This window comes from Bradyrhizobium sp. Pha-3, from assembly GCF_042258615.1.
In the GTDB taxonomy this organism is placed as follows: Bacteria; Pseudomonadota; Alphaproteobacteria; order Rhizobiales; family Xanthobacteraceae; genus Bradyrhizobium.
Genome location: NZ_CP170152.1, coordinates 6,580,659 through 6,597,132 on the forward strand (window position 1 = coordinate 6,580,659; position 16,474 = coordinate 6,597,132).

Here is a 16,474-nt window from a genome sequence, read left to right on the forward strand (position 1 = left end):
TCAGCGTAACCCGCCTTTTGCTTTCCGAACGGCCGGCGGCGGGTTACGCTTTCGCTAACCCGCCCTACGTTTTCGGACATCCCATGGAATATTCCCCCAGCGACCTCAGCCAGCGCGAACGCTACAAGGTGCTGACCTCCTTCGTGCTGCCGCGGCCGATCGCCTGGGTGACGAGCCTCGGCGCCGACGGCGTGATCAACGCGGCGCCGTTCTCGTTCTTCAACGTGTTCTGCGAGGACCCGCCGCTCTGCATGTTCGCGGTCAACCGACGGCCGGATGGCCGCGAGAAGGACACCCTGGTCAACATCCAGCGCCTGGGCGAGTTCGTGGTCAACCTCACCGACGAGCCGCTGGCGCGCGCGATGCATGAAACCAGCGGCGACTTCCCGCCCGAGATCGGCGAGCCCGACTATCTCGGACTGAAGCTCGCGCCATCCAGCAAGATCGCGGTGCCCCGGCTCGCCGACGCGCCTTTCGCGATGGAGTGCAAGACCTGGAAGTTGATCGACGTCAATGGCGATCGTCAGCTGATCATGGGCGAGGGCATCCACTTCCACATCCGCGACGAATTGTGGGACAGTGAGGCCATGCGCGTCCATATGGAGCACTACCATCCGATCGGCCGCATGTTCGGGGACCGCTACTGCCGCACCGACGACCGCGTGGTGTTTCCCATAGCCGAAGGCGCGCCAAAGAAATCATGAGGACAAGACAATGAGTGAAGCATTCCGCGACAACGAGGCGCAGAGCCGGTTCGAACTTGACGTCGATGGCACCACCGCCTTCGTGGTCTACCGCAAGACGCCGGATACGATCACGCTTGTGCATACCGTGGTGCCGCCGGAGCTCGGCGGCCGTGGCATCGGCTCCAAGCTCGCGCGTGCGACACTCGACGCCGTCCGCGCGCAGAAGATCAAGCTCGTCGTGAAGTGTGAGTTCATCCAGGGCTTCATGAAGAAGCATCCGGAGTACGACGATTTGCTGGGATGACGCGTTGATGCGTAGGGCGGGTTAGCGCAGCGTCTGATTTCGTCATGCCCGGGCTTGTCCCGGGCATCCACGTCTTTGCAGCACGTAGAACGAAAGACGTGGATGGCCGGGACAAGCCCGGCCATGACAAGTTTCTTTACGACGCCGCCTGATCGACGATCTTGTCCTGCGTCTTGGTCTCGAAATCGCTGGCGTCATGCCGTTCGTGGAGCTGGCTCGACGGCTCGCCCCAGGTGCGGTTGACCATGCGGCCGCGCTTCACCGCGGGCCGTGCCGCGATCGCGTCGGTCCAGCGCTGCACATTCTTGTAGTCCTGCACCGAAAGGAATTCACCTCCACCGTAGAGCAGGCCCTTGGCAAGGCCGCCGTACCACGGCCACACCGCCATGTCGGCGATGGTGTAGACGTCGCCGGCGAGATATTCGTTGTCGGCGAGCCTGCGGTCGAGCACGTCGAGCTGGCGCTTCACCTCCATCGCAAAGCGATCGATCGCGTATTCGATCTTGGTCGGCGCATAGGCATAGAAATGCCCGAAGCCGCCGCCGAGATACGGCGCCGAGCCCATCTGCCAGAACAGCCAGGAGAAGGTTTCCGCGCGGGTCCGGGCATCGGTCGGCAGGAACGCGCCGAATTTTTCCGCAAGATAGACCAGGATCGAGCCCGACTCGAACACCCTGATGGCGTCCTTCCCGCTGCGGTCCATCAGGGCCGGGATCTTCGAATTCGGATTGACCGCAACGAAGCCGCTGCCGAACTGGTTGCCATCGATCTTGATCAGCCACGCGTCGTATTCCGCGCCCTTGTGGCCCGCCGCGAGCAACTCCTCGAGCATCACAGTGACCTTGACGCCGTTCGGCGTCGCCAGCGAGTAGAGTTGCAGCGGATGACGGCCGACCGGCAGTTCCTTGTCATGGGTCGGGCCGGCGATCGGCCGGTTGATGCTGGCAAAGCGCCCGCCGCTCTCCTTGTTCCAGGTCCAGACTTTCGGCGGCTCATAAGCAGAGGTGTCAGTCACGTTGTTGGCTCCCGGTTTACGGTTTTCCAAAGGCTGGGCCTGCGACCGTCGCACCCATCCGTATGCTCGCACTAGATGGTGGGCGCGCTCGGCTTTGCCCAGCCTGCGCTCTCGCATTTTCTACCTTGCGGAATGCATCGCGAGGGACGCAGCCAGAGCAGCGCCTGCACGCAAGATCGCCGTAGTGGAAACCAGCTTGGCTTGACCATCCATGATGCGCTAGCGTCGCGGAAGCCTGATGCCAACAAGCACAAAAAACGGCTGCCGGGAGAAAACCAGTCCATGAAATCACCGATCTGCGACATGCTGGGAATCGAATTCCCCCTGCTCGCTTTCAGCCATTGCCGCGACGTTGTGGCAGCGGTCAGCCGTGCCGGCGGCTTCGGCGTGTTCGGCGCGACCCGGTATCTGCCGGAGACGCTGGAGCAGGAATTGAAATGGATCGACGATCACGTCGACGGCAAGCCCTACGGCATCGACGTGCTGATCCCCGAGAATATCTCGACCGCGGGTGAGAAGAACGTCACCTGGAAGAGCCTCGAGAAGCGGGTGTCCCAGGAGCATCGCGATTTCACCCGCAATCTCCTGAAGAAATACAACATCGAGCTCACGCCGCAGAGCGTCGCCGACAACCAGCCGCAGCCGTTCGACGCCGAGACCGCACTGCAGTTGCTCGAGGTCTCGTTCCGCCATCCGATCCGGCTGATCGCGAACGCACTCGGCGTACCGCCGAGAGCGATGATCGAGATGGGCCGCAAGCATGGCGTGCCGGTCGCCGCGCTGATCGGCTCCAAGGAACATGCATTGCGCCAGGTCGCGGCCGGTGTCGACATTCTGGTCGCGCAGGGCACCGAGGCCGGCGGCCATTGCGGCGAAGTCTCGACCATGGTGCTGGTGCCCGAGGTGATCAAGGCGGTCAGGAAGATCCGCGACGTGCCGGTGCTCGCCGCCGGCGGCATCATGACCGGCAGCCAGATGGCGGCCTGCATGGCGATGGGCGCGGCCGGCGCCTGGACCGGCTCGGTGTGGCTAGCGACGGTGGAGTCGGAGACCTCGGAGATCTTCCGCGAGAAGATGATCGCAGCCTCCTCGCGCGACGCCATCCGCTCGAAGGGTCGCACCGGCAAGCCGGCGCGGCAGCTCCGCTCGGTGTGGACCGACGCCTGGGATCGCTCGCCGAACAGCCCCGGCGCGCTGCCGATGCCGCTGCAAAGCATCATCAGCCGCGACGCCTTCAACGCCATCGACCGCGCGGCTGCGGCCGGAAATGAGAAGGCGCGCGATCTCGTCAGCTACTTCGTCGGCCAGGGTGTCGGCCTGGTCGACAGCGTCAAGTCCGCCGGCGCCGTGGTGCAGGAATTCAAGGAAGATTTCGTCGAAGCCGTCGAGCACATGAACGCGCTGGTGGCGGAGTAATCGAATATGTGGCCCATCCTTCGAGGCTCGCTACGCTCGCACCTCAGGATGACGATGTTCCCCGTAGCCGTCACCCTGAGGTGCGCGCCCTTGCGCGCCTCGAAGGGCGACGGCGTGGCGAAAACCTAGAAAGCAAAGCAAGAAGAAATGACAACTTCCTCTATCCCCGAAGACCGCATTCCCGTCATCGTCGGCGTCGGCGAGGTCGTCGATCGTCCCAAGGACATCGCCGCCGGCCTCGAGCCGCTCACTCTGCTGGAAGAGGCGCTGAAGCGCGCCGAGGTCGACAGCGGCGCAAAGCTGCTCTCCGACGTGCAGTCGCTCGACGTCGTCAACTTCCTGAGCTGGCGCTACCGCGATCCCGAGAAGCAGCTGGCGCAGCGGCTCGGCATCGCGCCCGCGCATCTCTATTACGGCCCGGTCGGCGGCGAGAGCCCGATCCGCTATCTGCACGAGGCGGCGCAGCGCATCGCGCGCGGCGAATGCAGCGTCGCCGCGGTCTGCGGCGCGGAGGCGCAGTCGACCGCGACCAAGGCACAGCGCGCCGGCGTCGAATTGCCGTGGACGCCGTTCGCACATGACGTGGAGGAGCCGAAACGCGGCGCCGCATTCCAGAAACCGCTTGCGGTTGCGCTCGGCGTGTTCCGGCCGATCACGGTCTACCCGCTCTATGAGTCCGCGACCTCTGCGCATTGGGGCCAGACGCCGCGCGAGGCGCTGAAGGAGTCCGGCGAGCTGTGGTCGACCTATGCGCGCGTCGCCGCCGACAATCCGAATTCGTGGCTGAAGAAGCGCTTCACCGGCGACGAGATCACGACTGCGACGCCCGATAACCGGATGATCGCCTGGCCCTACACCAAGCTGATGGTGGCGAACCCGACCGTGAACATGGGCGGCGCGCTGATCCTGACCAGCCTTGCCAAAGCGCGAGCGGCCGGTGTGCCCAAAGACAGACTGATCTATCCGCTCGGCGGCGCCTCGGCGGAAGAGCCGCGCGACTATCTGATCCGCGACCAGTTCGTCGAGAGCCACGCACAGAATGCGGTGCTGAAGGCGGTGATGGACCTCGTCGGCGGCGACGGCAGGAAGTTCGACGCGATCGAGCTCTATAGCTGCTTCCCCTGCGTGCCGAAGATGGCGCGCCGGACGCTGGGCCTCGGCGCCGACGTGCAGCCGACCGTGACCGGTGGTCTGACGTTCTTCGGCGCGCCGCTCAACACCTACATGACGCATTCGGCCTGCGCGATGGTGCGCAAGCTCAGAAACGGCGGCACGCTCGGCCTGCTCTACGGCCAGGGCGGCTTCGTCACCAAGCACCATGGCCTCGTGCTGTCGCGCGCCGCGCCGACGGCGGCACTCAGGCAGGAGACCAGCGTGCAGGCGGAGGCCGACCGCAACAGGCGCAACGTGCCCGACTTCACCGCCGAGGCGACCGGGAAAGGCAAGGTCGAGGCCTTCACCGTGATCTATCGCGCCAATGGCGAGGTCGAGCACGGCGTCACCATGCTGCGCACCGAAGACGGCCGCCGCACCCTCGGCCGCATCCCGGCGAGCGACACGGCGACATTGGCGTATCTGCAGGACCTCGACCGCACGCCGGTCGGCAGCACGGGCAATATCGTCACGGCGAGTGATGGTGTGCGGGAATGGCGGGTGGGGTAGCACTTCCTGCCGCGCCGCAAACTCCACCGTCATCCTGAGGTGCGAGCGGAGCGAGCCTCGAAGGATGCGCTGCAAACACCGTCATGATCCCATCCTTCGAGGCGCGCAAGAGCGCGCACCTCAGGATGACGGCAGAGCAAGCGGCTTGAGGTGCGAGGCGGGAACGAGCTTACCTGTCCGCCCTACCCCTTCACATCCTGCTTTTCCGACGCCGTCGTCGGCTTGCCCTTGGCGCCGGCGCCGGTGACGCGGACATGATCGCCGTCGGCAAGGCCGTCCGGCGGCGCGGTGATGATGCGGTCGTCGGGGGCGAGGCCCGATGCGATCTCGATCTCCTTGCCGAGGTCGCGGCCGATCTTCACGGTCTTGAACAGCACCTTGTCGTCAGGGCTGACGGTTGCGACCCGCAGACCGTTGCCATTGAAGATCAGCGCGCTGGCGGGAATGCTGAGCGGCGCGGCCTCGCGCTGCAAATTGAGCTTCACGCTGGCATAGCTGCCCGGCATCAGCTCGCCGGAGGAATTGTCGAGCCCGAGCTGCATCCGCGTGGTGCCGGAGGCGACATCGACGGCCTGCGAGGAGGCTTCCACCGTCGCCTGGAAGCTGCGGTTCGGGTAATCCGGCAATACCAAGGAGGCCTTGGCGCCGATCTTGATCGCCGGAACGTAGTTCTGCGGCACGTTGACGTAGACGCGCAGCTTGGTGATGTCGGAGATCGTGAACATCGCGGGGCCCGAGTTGCCGCCGGCGTTGATCAGCGCGCCGACGTCGGTGTCGCGCGAGGTGACCACGCCGTCGAACGGCGCCGTGATCTTCTTGTAACCGGCGAGCGCTTCCAGCCGCTCGACATTGGCCTGGCCGGACCTGACCGCACCGTTCTTGTTGGAGAGGTCGGCGGTGCGCTCGTCGATCTCCTGGGCAGAGACGAAGTTCGAGGCGACCAGCGTCTTGCGCCGGGTCAGCGTGGCCTCGGAGAGCCTGGCCGAGGCCTGAGCGCTGGCGAGATCGGCGCGCGCTTGCAGCAATTGCTGGTCGAGGTCGGGCGCCTCGATCTCGGCGATCACCTGGCCGGCCTTGACGCGGGCCCCGATGTCGGCGTCCCAGTTCTTGAGATAGCCGGACACCCGGGCGAAGATCGGTGCGCGGGAATAGGCCTCGAGCCGGCCCGGCAGGTCGATCGTGGGGCTCAGCGCCTTGGCGTTCGGCAGCGCCACGGCGACGGTCGGAACGGCCTGGTCGTCGGTCCATTCCTTCAGCCTTGTGTCCTGCTCCTCGCGAGCGCGGATGCCGGTGCCGACGATCAGCCCCGCGCCGACCAGTGCAACCACGCCGAATATGCCCAATCTCCGGCCGGACACCGGTGGGCGCTGTTCAGTGGGCTGCATGCGGAATCTCCGATGAGGCGGCGGCTTTGGCGCCTTGCTTCTTGTGTACCATACTGAATACCACGGGAACAAACATCAGCGTCGCGAAGGTTGCAAAGATCAGGCCGCCGATCACGGCGCGGCCCAGCGGAGCGTTCTGCTCGCCGCCCTCGCCGAGCCCCAGCGCCATCGGCGCCATGCCGATGATCATGGCGAGCGCGGTCATCAGCACCGGGCGGAACCGGACGAAGCCGGCTTCGAGGGCGGCCGCGACGGGGTCGCCGAGTTCCTCATAGCGCTCGCGGGCGAAGCTGATCACGAGCACGCTGTTGGCGGTCGCGACGCCCATGCACATGATGGCGCCGGTGAGCGCCGGAACCGACAGCGTGGTCTGGGTCGTGAACAGCATCCAGACGATGCCGGCAAGTGCGGCGGGCAGCGCCGTGATGATCACGAACGGATCCGACCAGGACTGGAAGTTCACGACGATCAGGAAGTAGATCAGCACGACCGCGCCGAGCAGGCCGAACAAGAGGCCAGTGAAGGCCGAGTTCATGGTCTGCACCTGGCCGAGCAGCACCACGGACGAGCCCTTCGACACCTCCTTGGCGGTGTCGGCAATGAGCTGACGCACGTCGGTTGCGACGCCGCCGAGATCGCGGCCTTGCGTGGTGGCGTAGATCTGCACCAGCGACTGGATGTCGTATTGCGACACCACCGCGCTCGAGGTCGCGCGCTTGATGTCGGCGATGCCGCCGAGGATCGGCGCCTGGGTGTTGCCGGTCGCGGTGATCGGCAGCGTCTGCAGCGCGCTCAGCGAGTCGATCTGATATTGCGGCGTCTGCATCACGATCGAATAGGACACGCCGTTATCGGGATTGAGATAGTAGGTCGGCGCGACCTGCGAGGAGCCGGCAAGGTTGACGACCAGCGAGTTGGTGACGTCGCGCTCGGTGAGGCCGACATATTGCGCGCGGGTGCGGTCGACATCGATGTTGAAGGTCGGATTGTTCGGCGATTGCTGGATCCGCGCATCGGCGATGCCGGGAATGCGCTTGATCTTCGCCAGCAGCTTGTTGGCGTAGGCGAAGTTGGCGTCGAGGTTGGCGCCGCGGATCTGCAAATCGATCGGCGCCGGCGCGCCGAAGTTCAGGATCTGGCTGACGATGTCGGCCGGCAGGAACGCGAAGCTGGTGCCCGGGAACAGCCGCGGCAATTGCTCACGCAGCGTGCGGACATGCTGCTCGGTCGGCTTGTGGCCTTCCTTCAGGCGGATCTGGATGTCGCCGTCCTGCGGACCGATCACGCCGGTGTTGTTGTAGGTCATGTTGATGCCGGAGATCGGCATGCCGATGTTGTCGGTCATGGTCTCGATCTCGCCGGGGACCAGCTTGCGGATCGCCTTCTGGATGTCGGCGAGCTGGTTGGCGGTCTCCTCGACGCGGGTGCCGACCTGGGTACGGACATGCATCAGGATGTTGCCGGCATCGACCGACGGAAAGAAGTTGCGCCCCAAGAACGGCACCAGCAGGAACGACGCGGCGACGACCGCGAGGAAGCCGCCGACGAACACCTTGCGGTGGCCGAGCGCCATCTCGAGCAAACCGCGATAGCCGCCGCGGATGCGCTCGAACCGTGACTCGAAGCCGCGCTGGAACCAGACCAGGGGATTGCGCGACTTCGGCGGCGCGCCCTCGTGATGGACATGCGCCTGCAGCAAATAGTTCGCCATGGTCGGCACGAGCGTACGCGACAGGATGAACGACCAGATCATCGCGAACATCACGGCTTCGGCCATCGGCACGAACAGGAAGCGCGCCACACCGGTCAGGAAGAACATCGGCACGAACACGATGCAGATACAGAGCAGCGAGACGAAGGCCGGCGTCACGATCTGGTTGGCGCCGTCGAGGATCGACTGCTCGACCGGCTTGCCCTGCTCCAGATGGTAGTTGATGTTCTCGATCGTCACCGTGGCGTCGTCGACCAGGATGCCGACCGCGAGCGCGAGGCCGCCCAGCGTCATGATGTTCAGCGTCTCGCCGATCAGGGACAGCATGATGATGGCCCCGAGCACTGACAGCGGGATCGACACCGCGATGATGACGGTCGAGCGCCAGCTGCCGAGGAACAACAGGATCATCACGCTGGTCAGGAGCGCGGCGATCACGCCCTCGAAGGCGACGCCGGTGATCGCGCCGCGGACGAACACCGACTGGTCGCCGATGAAGCCGATCTTGAGCGCGTCAGGCATCTGGTCCTTGACGTCGATCACCTTCTGCTTGATGCCGGAGATGATATCGAGCGTCGAGGTGGCGCCGGCCTTCAGCACCATCATCAGCACCGAGCGGTTGCCGTCGACATGGACGATGTTGGTCTGCGGCGGGTTGCCGTCGCGGACGGTGGCGACGTCACGGACATAGACCATCGCGCCGTTGACCTGCTTGATCGGCAGATCGCCGAGTTCCTCCATCCGGAGCGGCGAGTTGTTCAGGTTTACGGTGTATTCGAAATTGCCGATCTTCTGCGTGCCGACCGGCGTGATCAGGTTCTGCGCCGCGAGCGCGTTGGCGACGTCCTGGCCCGACAGGCCGCGCGCCTGCAGCGCCGTCGAATTGAGATCGATCTGGACCTGGCGCTGCTTGCCGCCGAACGGATACGGGATCGCAGCACCAGGCACCGTGACCAGCGGCGTGCGCAGCTGGTTGATGCCGATATCGGCGAGGTTCTGCTCGGTCAGGCCTTCGCCCGACAATGCGACCTGGATGATCGGAACCGTCGAGGCGCTGTAGTTCAGGATCAGCGGCGGCGTCGCGCCCGGCGGCATCTGCTTGAGCAGGGTCTGCGAAATCGCGGTGACCTGCGCGTTGGCGGTGCGGATGTCGACATTGGGCTGGAAGAAGATCTTGATGATGCCGAACCCGTTATACGAGTTGGCGGTGATGTGCTCGATGTCGTTGACCGTCGTGGTCAGCGCGCGCTGGAACGGCGAAGTAATGCGGCCGGCCATCTGGTCGGGCGGCAGGCCGGTGTACTGCCAGACCACGCCGATCACGGGGATTCGGATGTCGGGAAAGATGTCGGTCGGCGTGCGCAGCGCCGCCAGCGGTCCGATGATCAAGAGCAGGATCGCGAGCACGACGAAAGTATATGGCCGGCTCAGCGCGATACGGACCAGTGCGATCATAAAAGCAGCATTCCCGAAATGAAGCCCGCCCCGGGCAGAGGAATCGACATTGCAAAAGCCGTTCCGCAGCGGCCGATTTACCCGATGACGGGCAAAACGCCAACCTGCGGCGCCGCGGCGGACTTCACTTCCTTGGCATAGGACGTGAAGCCGTGCGCTCCGATCGGGTACGCCGGCCGCAGTGCCGCCGATCGCGCTCGTCTCATCGTCAAAAAAGAGACGGCTCTGCTGCGAATATGCGCCGGCCGAGCACGCCGTTTCGGCCGTCACGAGGCTAGCGCATCGCTGCTCTGCGAAAATGTAGAGCGTGGTGAGGCGGCCAGCTCGCCACGCCGGGATCGGTTGCCCCGACAACGATGTCTCTAGGGGCCGCCCGGCGGCGCCGGATCAGGCGGCGCGAACCGCGTTGAGGAACTTGCCGACTTCGAGCTTGAGGCGGCTGCTGTCGCCCGAGAGCGATTGCGCCGCCGACAGCACCTGCGTCGACGCCGAGCCGGTCTCATTGGCGCCGTGCTGCACGTCGGTAATGTTGGCTTCAGTGAAATTACTGAGCGCGGCATCCACGCAAAGAAAAATGCCCGGCCTGTCAGCCGGGCATCGTTCGATGGTCAGAGCTTCGGCCGGCGTCAGGCGGCGCGGACGGCGTCGAGGAATTTGCCGACCTCGAGCTTGAGGCGGTTGCTGTCACCCGAGAGCGACTGTGCCGCCGACAGCACCTGGGTCGAAGCCGAGCCGGTTTCGTTGGCGCCATGCTGCACGTCGGTGATGTTGGCCGAGACCTGCTGGGTGCCCTGCGCCGCCTGCTGCACGTTGCGGGAAATCTCCTGCGTCGCCGCACCCTGCTCTTCGACCGCGGCGGCAATGGTCGAGGAGATCTCCGACAGCCGCTCGATGGTCGACGAGATTTCCTTGATCGCGCCGACCGACTCCTGGGTCGCGGTCTGGATGCCGGCGATCTGCTGACCGATCTCGCCGGTCGCCTTCGCGGTCTGCTCGGCCAGCGCCTTCACCTCGGACGCCACGACCGCGAAGCCGCGGCCAGCTTCACCGGCACGCGCCGCCTCGATGGTGGCGTTCAACGCCAGCAGGTTGGTCTGGCCGGCAATCGTGTTGATCAGTTCGACGACGTCGCCGATGCGCGCGGCGGCCTTCGACAGCTCGCTGACACGATCATTGGTGGTGCGCGCCTGGCCGACGGCGTCGCCGGCCATCCGCGCCGACTCCTGGACCTGGCGGCTGATCTCGGTCACCGACGACGACAGTTCTTCAGTCGCCGACGCCACCGACTGCACGTTGGTCGAGGCCTCCTCGGACGCCGCGGCAACCGAGGTGGTCAATTCCTGCGAACGCCTTGCGGTCGACGACAGCGTGCTGGCCGAGGCTTCGAGCTGGGTCGATGCCGACGACACGGTCTGCACGATTTCACCGATCATCTGCTCGAAATTGCGGGTGATGGTATCGACCCGGCGTCCGCGCTCAATCTTGGCTTCGGCGTCGTCGGCGGCGGCCTCATCGGCAGCCTTCTTCGCGACCAGAGCCTCCTTGAACACCTGCAACGTGTCGGCCATCGCGCCGATCTCGGTCTTCTCGCCCTGGTGCGGCACGATTGCGGTCAGGTCGCCGCGGCCCAGCCGCCTGCATCGGGGCGACGATCGAGGCAATGCCCGACGAGATGTCGCGAACCGTGTAGAAACTGACGCCGACACTGATCAGGATGGCGATGCCGAGCAAGATGGCGACCATCATCAGTGCCGAGCTGTAACTGTTGGCAGAATCCTGCGCGGCCTTGTCCGCACCGGTGTTGTTGAGCTCGATGTCCTTGTTCAGGATCTCGTCCGCTTCGAGACCGATCTTGTTCACCACCTTGGTATTGAGCTCATGCGCCTCGTGCGGAAGCTTGCCGGCTTCCTTGCGCGACAGGGTCATGACCTCTTCGGTACCCTTCTTGTACTTGTCCCAGGTCTCGGACCACTGCCGGTAGAGCGCGCGCTCCTCCGGGGAATTGATCATCGGCTCGTACTTGGCGCGGGCCTTTGTGTTCATCTCGACGACGCTGGCGAGCGTCTTTTCGGCGGCCAGCTTTTCTTCGAGCGTTTCCGAGAGCATGTGTTCGCGGATCACGTTGCGGTAGGTGATGACCCCGGCACGCAGTTCGCCGAGCACGCGCACGCTCGGCAACCAGTTGGTCGTGATGTCGACGGTGCTGGCGTTGATCGCCCGCATATTCCAGACTGCAAGCAGGCCCATGCCCGTCAGCGCGACAAGCAGGAATGCAACCGCGGCAATGATCTTGGCGCGGATCGAGAATTTGGCGAACATCGTGGGGGTCTCTTGGGTGCCGGGCTCGCTAGACCCGTTCGTGCGGAAAGAAGACTGATGGCGCGGCGCTGCGCCGCAGATATCAAAGCCAGCCCCCCTCCTTAAGTAGGGTTAATTTGGTTCACCGTTGAACTACGGAGATATCAGTCATCAGCCCAACATGATGCGCGACAGGCGCATCAAGGCATCAATACCAGCGCGTCCGAGAAGAACTCCGGCCCGCCGAAATTGCCTGATTTCAGGGCAAGCACCATCTCGCCTTTTCCAGTGCCGACCGCGCGCAGAACCGGCACGCCCGCAGCGATTTCCGCCCCGACCAGGAATCCCGGGATACCCAGGCGATCGACCACGGCGCCTGAAGTTTCACCACCGGCGACCACCAGCCTGTGCACACCCGACCGCACCAGCCCCTCCGCGAGATCGGCCATTGCCTGCTCGATCGCATGTCCGGCTGTATCACGGCCATGACGGGATTGCAGAGCTGCCACCTCCTCCGGGGTCGAACTGCTGGCGATCAGGATCGGCCCCGTGCCGAGCCGCTCTTTGGCCCAGGCGAGCGCGCGCTGCGCCTCGTCCCTGCCGGCGATCACCTTCTCGGGGTCGAGGTGCAGGACCGGCATCACCTTCTCGGCGCTGGCGATCTGGCGCAGGGTCGCCTGTGAGCAACTGCCGGCGAGGCAGGCGGCCGGCCCGCCGATCGCAGCGCTGGTCACGGCATTCACGGCAGCCGATGTGGCCTTGCCTGCGGCGACCAGCGCCCGCGCCAATCCAAGCCCGATGCCGGAGGCGCCGACCGAAAGACCGTGATCCAGCGCCACCTGCCCGATGGTTTCGAGGTCGCGGTCGAACACCGCGTCGATGACCGCGGCGCCGATGCCGCTGCGCGCGAGCTCGGCGAGCTTTGCCCGAACCGCGTCGGTGCCGCGGCTCAGCGTCGCCAGATCGACCAGGCCGACCTTGGTCGTGCTCTGGCGCGCCAGCACGCGGACCAGATTGGAATCATGCATCGGGTTGAGCGGATGGTCCTTCAGCGGGCTCTCGTTCAGCGGCACCGAGCCGACGAACAGATTGCCCTGGTAGACGGTGCGGCCGGTTTCCGGGAAGGCCGGCGTCACCAGCACGATATTGTCTTTGGAGTCGGCGCGCAGCGCGTCCATCACCGGACCGATATTGCCCGCATCGGTGGAATCGAAGGTCGAGCAGATCTTGAACAGGATATGCCCGGCCCCACGGTCGCGGAGCCAGGCTTCCGCGGCACGCGAACGTGTCACCGCGAGGCCGGCCTCGATCGAGCGGCTTTTCAGCGACACCACGACGGCATCGACCTCCGGCAGCGCGAGATCGTCTGCGGGCACGCTGATAGTCTGCACCGTACGCAGGCCGGCGCGGGTCAGCGTGTTGGCGAGATCGGAGGCGCCGGTATAGTCGTCGGCGATGCAACCGAGAGACAGGTTTCCGGCTCGCGTCACGGCTTCACTCCGGCATAGGGCTTGAACCAGGCGAGACCGTCGGTGGTCTTGCCGCGCGGATTGTATTCGCAGCCGACGAAGCCGCCGTAGCCGAGCCGGTCGAGCTCATCGAACAGGAACGGATAGTTCAGCTCCTCGCCGTCGGGCTCGTTGCGCGAGGGGATCGAGGCGATCTGGATGTGACCAATCATCGGCATCATCTCGCGCAGCCGCATCGTGACGTCGCCATGGATGATCTGGCAGTGATAAATGTCGAACTGCAATTTCAGGTTCGGGATCTTCAGCTCGCTGATCAGGTCGTACGCGAAGTTGAAATCATTGAGGAAGTAGCCGGGCACATTGCGCGGATTGATCGGCTCGATCACGACGTCGAGGTCGTGCGGCGCGAAGAATTCCGCGGCGTTCGCGACGGATTTGTAGAAGGCTTCCACTGCGCGTCGATCATTGCGATCGGCGATCCCGGCCATCAGATGCACGCGCTTGACGCCGGTCGCCTGCGCATAAGGCAGCGCGGTCTTCAGGCTCGCTTGCAAATCGGCGAAGCGATCCGGCAGCGCGGCAAATCCCTTCTCGCCGGCGTTCCAGTCGCCCGGCGGCAGGTTGAACAGCGCCTGCGTCAACCCGGCAGCCTTCAGCCGCTTGCCGACCTCCTCGGCCGGGTGGTCGTACGGAAACAGGAACTCGACCGCGGTGAAGCCCGCTTTCGCCGCCGCCTCGAAGCGGTCGAGGAACGGGACCTCGTTGAACATCATGGTGAGGTTGGCGGCAAAGTTGGGCATTGCAGGATCCTCTTATTTCGCGCCGGGAAGCTTGGTGCCGGTGACCTGCGCATACATCCGCGCCACCGACGCATCGTCGTCGCGGCCCATGCCGGCCGCCGATGTCATCAGGAACATCTGGAGCGCCGCGGCCGAGACCGGTACCGGGAAGCGCGCATTGCGCGCCATGTCCTGGATGATGCCGAGGTCCTTGACGAAGATCTCCACCGCGCTGCGCGGCGCATAGTCGCCGTCGAGCACATGCGGCATGCGGTTCTCGAACATCCAGGAATTGCCGGCGGAGGCCGTGATCACCTCATAGACCTTCCTGATGTCGAGGCCCTGCTTGGCGGCAAAGGCGATCGCCTCCGAGGCGGCTGCGATATGCACACCAGCCAGCAGCTGGTTGATCATCTTGAACGCGGCGCCCTGCCCTGCGGCATCGCCGAGCTCGTAGAGCTTTGCCGCCATCGCATCCAGCGCCGGCCGCGCCTTCGCAAACGCCGCCGCGCTGCCGGAAGCAAGAACCGTCAATTCGCCCTGCGCCGCACGTTGCGCGCCGCCGGAGATCGGCGCATCGAGATAATGCCGGCCGGTCGCCTCCAGCTGCTTGGCCAGCCGCCGCGCGATATCGGGATCCATGGTCGCCGAAGAGATGAAGACCGCGTCCTTCGCCAGCGTCTCTGCGGCGCCGTCCTTGCCGAACAGGATGGCCTCGGTCTGCGCCGCATTGACGACGACGCTGACGACGATGTCGGCATCCCTGGCCGCCTCGGCCGGCGTTTTGGCGCCCTTGCCGCCGTCGGCCACGAAGCGCGCGACGGCATCGGCCGAGACGTCGCAGCCGGTCACGACAAAACCGGCGCGCTTGAGCGAGGTCGCCATGCCGTATCCCATCGAGCCCAGCCCGATGACGGCGACGTGCGGTGTTGCGGAACTGGACATGTGGCGATCCCCGAACATTTTTGGTTGTTTGAGCATTTTCGGAAAACCGGCTCTCACACTTTCCGATCCTGCTCCTTGCTGCTTGCCTATCACGGCTTGGCCGCGCTGCCAAAGCATGAGACAAAGCGAAAGATGGATAGCGCCAAGACAAAAACCGGCGGACGAAACCAGGCAGGCGAAACCAGGTGAGCGAAACAAAGCTTCGTGAGGACATCTGCCGGTTCGGCCGCTCGCTGTTCGAGCGCGGGCTGACGCCGGGCTCCTCGGGCAATATCAGCGTCCGGCTCGACGGCGGCGGCTGGCTGGTGACGCCGACCAACGCCTCGCTCGGCTTCCTCGATCCGGCGAAAATGTCGCTCCTCGACGGAAATGGCCGGCTGGTCTCCGGCGACGCCCCGACCAAGGAAGTGCCGCTGCACACCGCGCTCTACCAGACGCGCACCAGCGCCGGCGCGGTGGTGCATCTGCACTCGACCCATTCGGTCGCGCTTTCGATGCTGCCCGAGATCGACCCGCGCGCCGCGCTGCCGGCAATGACGGCCTATTACGTGATGAAATGCGGCCAGACCGCGCTGGTGCCCTATTATCGCCCGGGCGACCCCGCCGTTGCGGATGCGATCAGGGGGCTGGCCGGGAAATATTCATCGGTACTGCTCGCCAATCACGGCCCCGTCGTCTCCGGCGACACGCTCGAGGCGGCGGTGTTTGCGACCGAGGAGCTGGAGGAAACCGCCAAACTCTATCTGCTGCTGCGCGGGCTGAACCCGCGCTATCTCTCGCCCGAACAGGTCAAGGATTTGACCAAAGTCTTCGGGCTGACGCTGCCGGAACATGGGCATGACTGAACATTTGATCAGGCAACCGAAAGTTACGATCGAATATCTGGCTGACCATCCAGCACTCGTGCCAACGATCGCGGCATGGCAGCACGCTCAGTTCGGCTACCTGACGCCGGCGGCCACGCTCGAAGATCGAACCGAGAGGCTCAGTCGATCGCTACAGAAAGACGCGTTGCCGATGGCGATCGTTGCATTGAGCGAGGACGGAACGCCGTTGGGATTGGCCGGCATCTTGGCGGCGAGCATCACCCACAAGCATCTGACGCCGTGGCTGTCCTCGGTGTACGTCCCGAGGGAACATCGCGGACAGGGAGTAGCGTCCGCATTGAGTCTGCGCGCCACCGATGAAAGCGCCAAACTGGGCTTCGACCGGCTGTACTTGTTCACCCCGCACAGCGAAGCGATGTATGCGCGGCTGGGCTGGAAGACCTTCGAACGGATCGAATACAACGGAACGCCCCTCACCCTCATGGAAAGAAGCGCATCACTGCAACAGGTGTAAGATTTGTG

Annotated in this window: 13 protein-coding genes and 1 pseudogene; 6 read left to right on the forward strand and 8 right to left on the reverse strand. The window is 64.8% G+C overall.

What is annotated here, in order from left to right:
* Positions 1 to 83 precede the first annotated feature (83 nt).
* Entirely contained in the window at positions 84 to 704 is a 621-nt protein-coding gene (locus ACE10Z_RS31040; RefSeq protein WP_375784165.1) for a flavin reductase family protein, read from the forward strand.
* A gap of 10 nt (positions 705 to 714) precedes the next feature.
* Positions 715 to 990: a GNAT family N-acetyltransferase gene (locus tag ACE10Z_RS31045; protein WP_375784166.1), complete on the forward strand. Its 276-nt coding sequence runs from the start codon at positions 715 to 717 to the stop codon at positions 988 to 990.
* Positions 991 to 1,126: 136 nt separating this feature from the next.
* Here ACE10Z_RS31045 and yghU read toward each other — a convergent pair whose 3' ends face one another.
* Positions 1,127 to 2,005: a glutathione-dependent disulfide-bond oxidoreductase gene (yghU, locus tag ACE10Z_RS31050; protein ID WP_375784167.1), complete on the reverse strand. Its 879-nt coding sequence runs from the start codon at positions 2,003 to 2,005 to the stop codon at positions 1,127 to 1,129.
* Positions 2,006 to 2,287: 282 nt separating this feature from the next.
* On the opposite strand from yghU, the gene ACE10Z_RS31055 reads away from it, so the two are divergent.
* On the forward strand, positions 2,288 to 3,421 hold the full coding sequence (locus ACE10Z_RS31055) for a nitronate monooxygenase (RefSeq protein WP_375784168.1): 1,134 nt from the start codon (positions 2,288 to 2,290) through the stop codon (positions 3,419 to 3,421).
* Positions 3,422 to 3,568: 147 nt separating this feature from the next.
* Positions 3,569 to 5,083, forward strand: a complete 1,515-nt coding sequence (locus tag ACE10Z_RS31060) for an acetyl-CoA acetyltransferase (RefSeq protein ID WP_375784169.1) — start codon at positions 3,569 to 3,571, stop codon at positions 5,081 to 5,083.
* 182 nt (positions 5,084 to 5,265) lie between these two features.
* On the opposite strand, the gene ACE10Z_RS31065 is transcribed toward ACE10Z_RS31060, so the two are convergent.
* From ACE10Z_RS31065 to ltnD, 7 genes and pseudogenes are all read right to left on the reverse strand, one after another.
* Positions 5,266 to 6,468, reverse strand: coding sequence for an efflux RND transporter periplasmic adaptor subunit (locus ACE10Z_RS31065; RefSeq protein WP_375784170.1), 1,203 nt, complete (start codon positions 6,466 to 6,468; stop codon positions 5,266 to 5,268).
* Positions 6,455 to 9,634, reverse strand: coding sequence for an efflux RND transporter permease subunit (locus ACE10Z_RS31070; RefSeq protein WP_375784171.1), 3,180 nt, complete (start codon positions 9,632 to 9,634; stop codon positions 6,455 to 6,457). Before ACE10Z_RS31070 ends, ACE10Z_RS31065 begins: the two co-directional genes overlap by 14 nt.
* A 387-nt stretch (positions 9,635 to 10,021) precedes the next feature.
* Positions 10,022 to 10,198, reverse strand: a complete 177-nt coding sequence (locus tag ACE10Z_RS31075) for a hypothetical protein (protein ID WP_375784172.1) — start codon at positions 10,196 to 10,198, stop codon at positions 10,022 to 10,024.
* A gap of 62 nt (positions 10,199 to 10,260) precedes the next feature.
* Positions 10,261 to 11,953: pseudogene (locus ACE10Z_RS31080) on the reverse strand (methyl-accepting chemotaxis protein).
* Positions 11,954 to 12,132: 179 nt separating this feature from the next.
* Positions 12,133 to 13,422: a 3-oxo-tetronate kinase gene (gene otnK / locus ACE10Z_RS31085; RefSeq protein ID WP_375784173.1), complete on the reverse strand. Its 1,290-nt coding sequence runs from the start codon at positions 13,420 to 13,422 to the stop codon at positions 12,133 to 12,135.
* The gene (gene otnI / locus ACE10Z_RS31090) at positions 13,419 to 14,201 is read right to left on the reverse strand and encodes a 2-oxo-tetronate isomerase (protein WP_375784174.1); all 783 of its coding nucleotides are present in this window, start codon (positions 14,199 to 14,201) and stop codon (positions 13,419 to 13,421) included. Before otnI ends, otnK begins: the two co-directional genes overlap by 4 nt.
* Before the next feature lie 12 nt (positions 14,202 to 14,213).
* Positions 14,214 to 15,125 carry an L-threonate dehydrogenase gene (gene ltnD / locus ACE10Z_RS31095; protein WP_375784175.1) on the reverse strand — a complete coding sequence of 304 codons (912 nt, stop codon included), beginning with the start codon at positions 15,123 to 15,125 and terminating at the stop codon, positions 14,214 to 14,216.
* 185 nt (positions 15,126 to 15,310) lie between these two features.
* On the opposite strand from ltnD, the gene ACE10Z_RS31100 reads away from it, so the two are divergent.
* Both ACE10Z_RS31100 and ACE10Z_RS31105 read left to right on the forward strand, forming a co-directional pair.
* Positions 15,311 to 15,970, forward strand: a complete 660-nt coding sequence (locus ACE10Z_RS31100) for an aldolase (RefSeq protein WP_375784176.1) — start codon at positions 15,311 to 15,313, stop codon at positions 15,968 to 15,970.
* The gene (locus tag ACE10Z_RS31105) at positions 15,963 to 16,466 is read left to right on the forward strand and encodes a GNAT family N-acetyltransferase (RefSeq protein ID WP_375784177.1); all 504 of its coding nucleotides are present in this window, start codon (positions 15,963 to 15,965) and stop codon (positions 16,464 to 16,466) included. The genes ACE10Z_RS31100 and ACE10Z_RS31105 overlap by 8 nt, the downstream gene beginning before the upstream one ends.
* Positions 16,467 to 16,474: the final 8 nt, after the last annotated feature.

Bases quoted from the DNA above. Each gene is read 5' to 3' on its own strand.
- ACE10Z_RS31040 (WP_375784165.1), top strand. From the start codon at position 84: ATGGAATATTCCCCCAGCGACCTCAGCCAGCGCGAACGCTACAAGGTG.
- ACE10Z_RS31045 (WP_375784166.1), top strand. From the start codon at position 715: ATGAGTGAAGCATTCCGCGACAACGAGGCGCAGAGCCGGTTCGAACTT.
- ACE10Z_RS31055 (WP_375784168.1), top strand. From the start codon at position 2,288: ATGAAATCACCGATCTGCGACATGCTGGGAATCGAATTCCCCCTGCTC.
- ACE10Z_RS31060 (WP_375784169.1), top strand. From the start codon at position 3,569: ATGACAACTTCCTCTATCCCCGAAGACCGCATTCCCGTCATCGTCGGC.
- ACE10Z_RS31065 (WP_375784170.1), bottom strand. From the start codon at position 6,468: ATGCAGCCCACTGAACAGCGCCCACCGGTGTCCGGCCGGAGATTGGGC.
- ACE10Z_RS31070 (WP_375784171.1), bottom strand. From the start codon at position 9,634: ATGATCGCACTGGTCCGTATCGCGCTGAGCCGGCCATATACTTTCGTC.
- otnI (WP_375784174.1), bottom strand. From the start codon at position 14,201: ATGCCCAACTTTGCCGCCAACCTCACCATGATGTTCAACGAGGTCCCG.
- ltnD (WP_375784175.1), bottom strand. From the start codon at position 15,125: ATGTCCAGTTCCGCAACACCGCACGTCGCCGTCATCGGGCTGGGCTCG.
- ACE10Z_RS31105 (WP_375784177.1), top strand. From the start codon at position 15,963: ATGACTGAACATTTGATCAGGCAACCGAAAGTTACGATCGAATATCTG.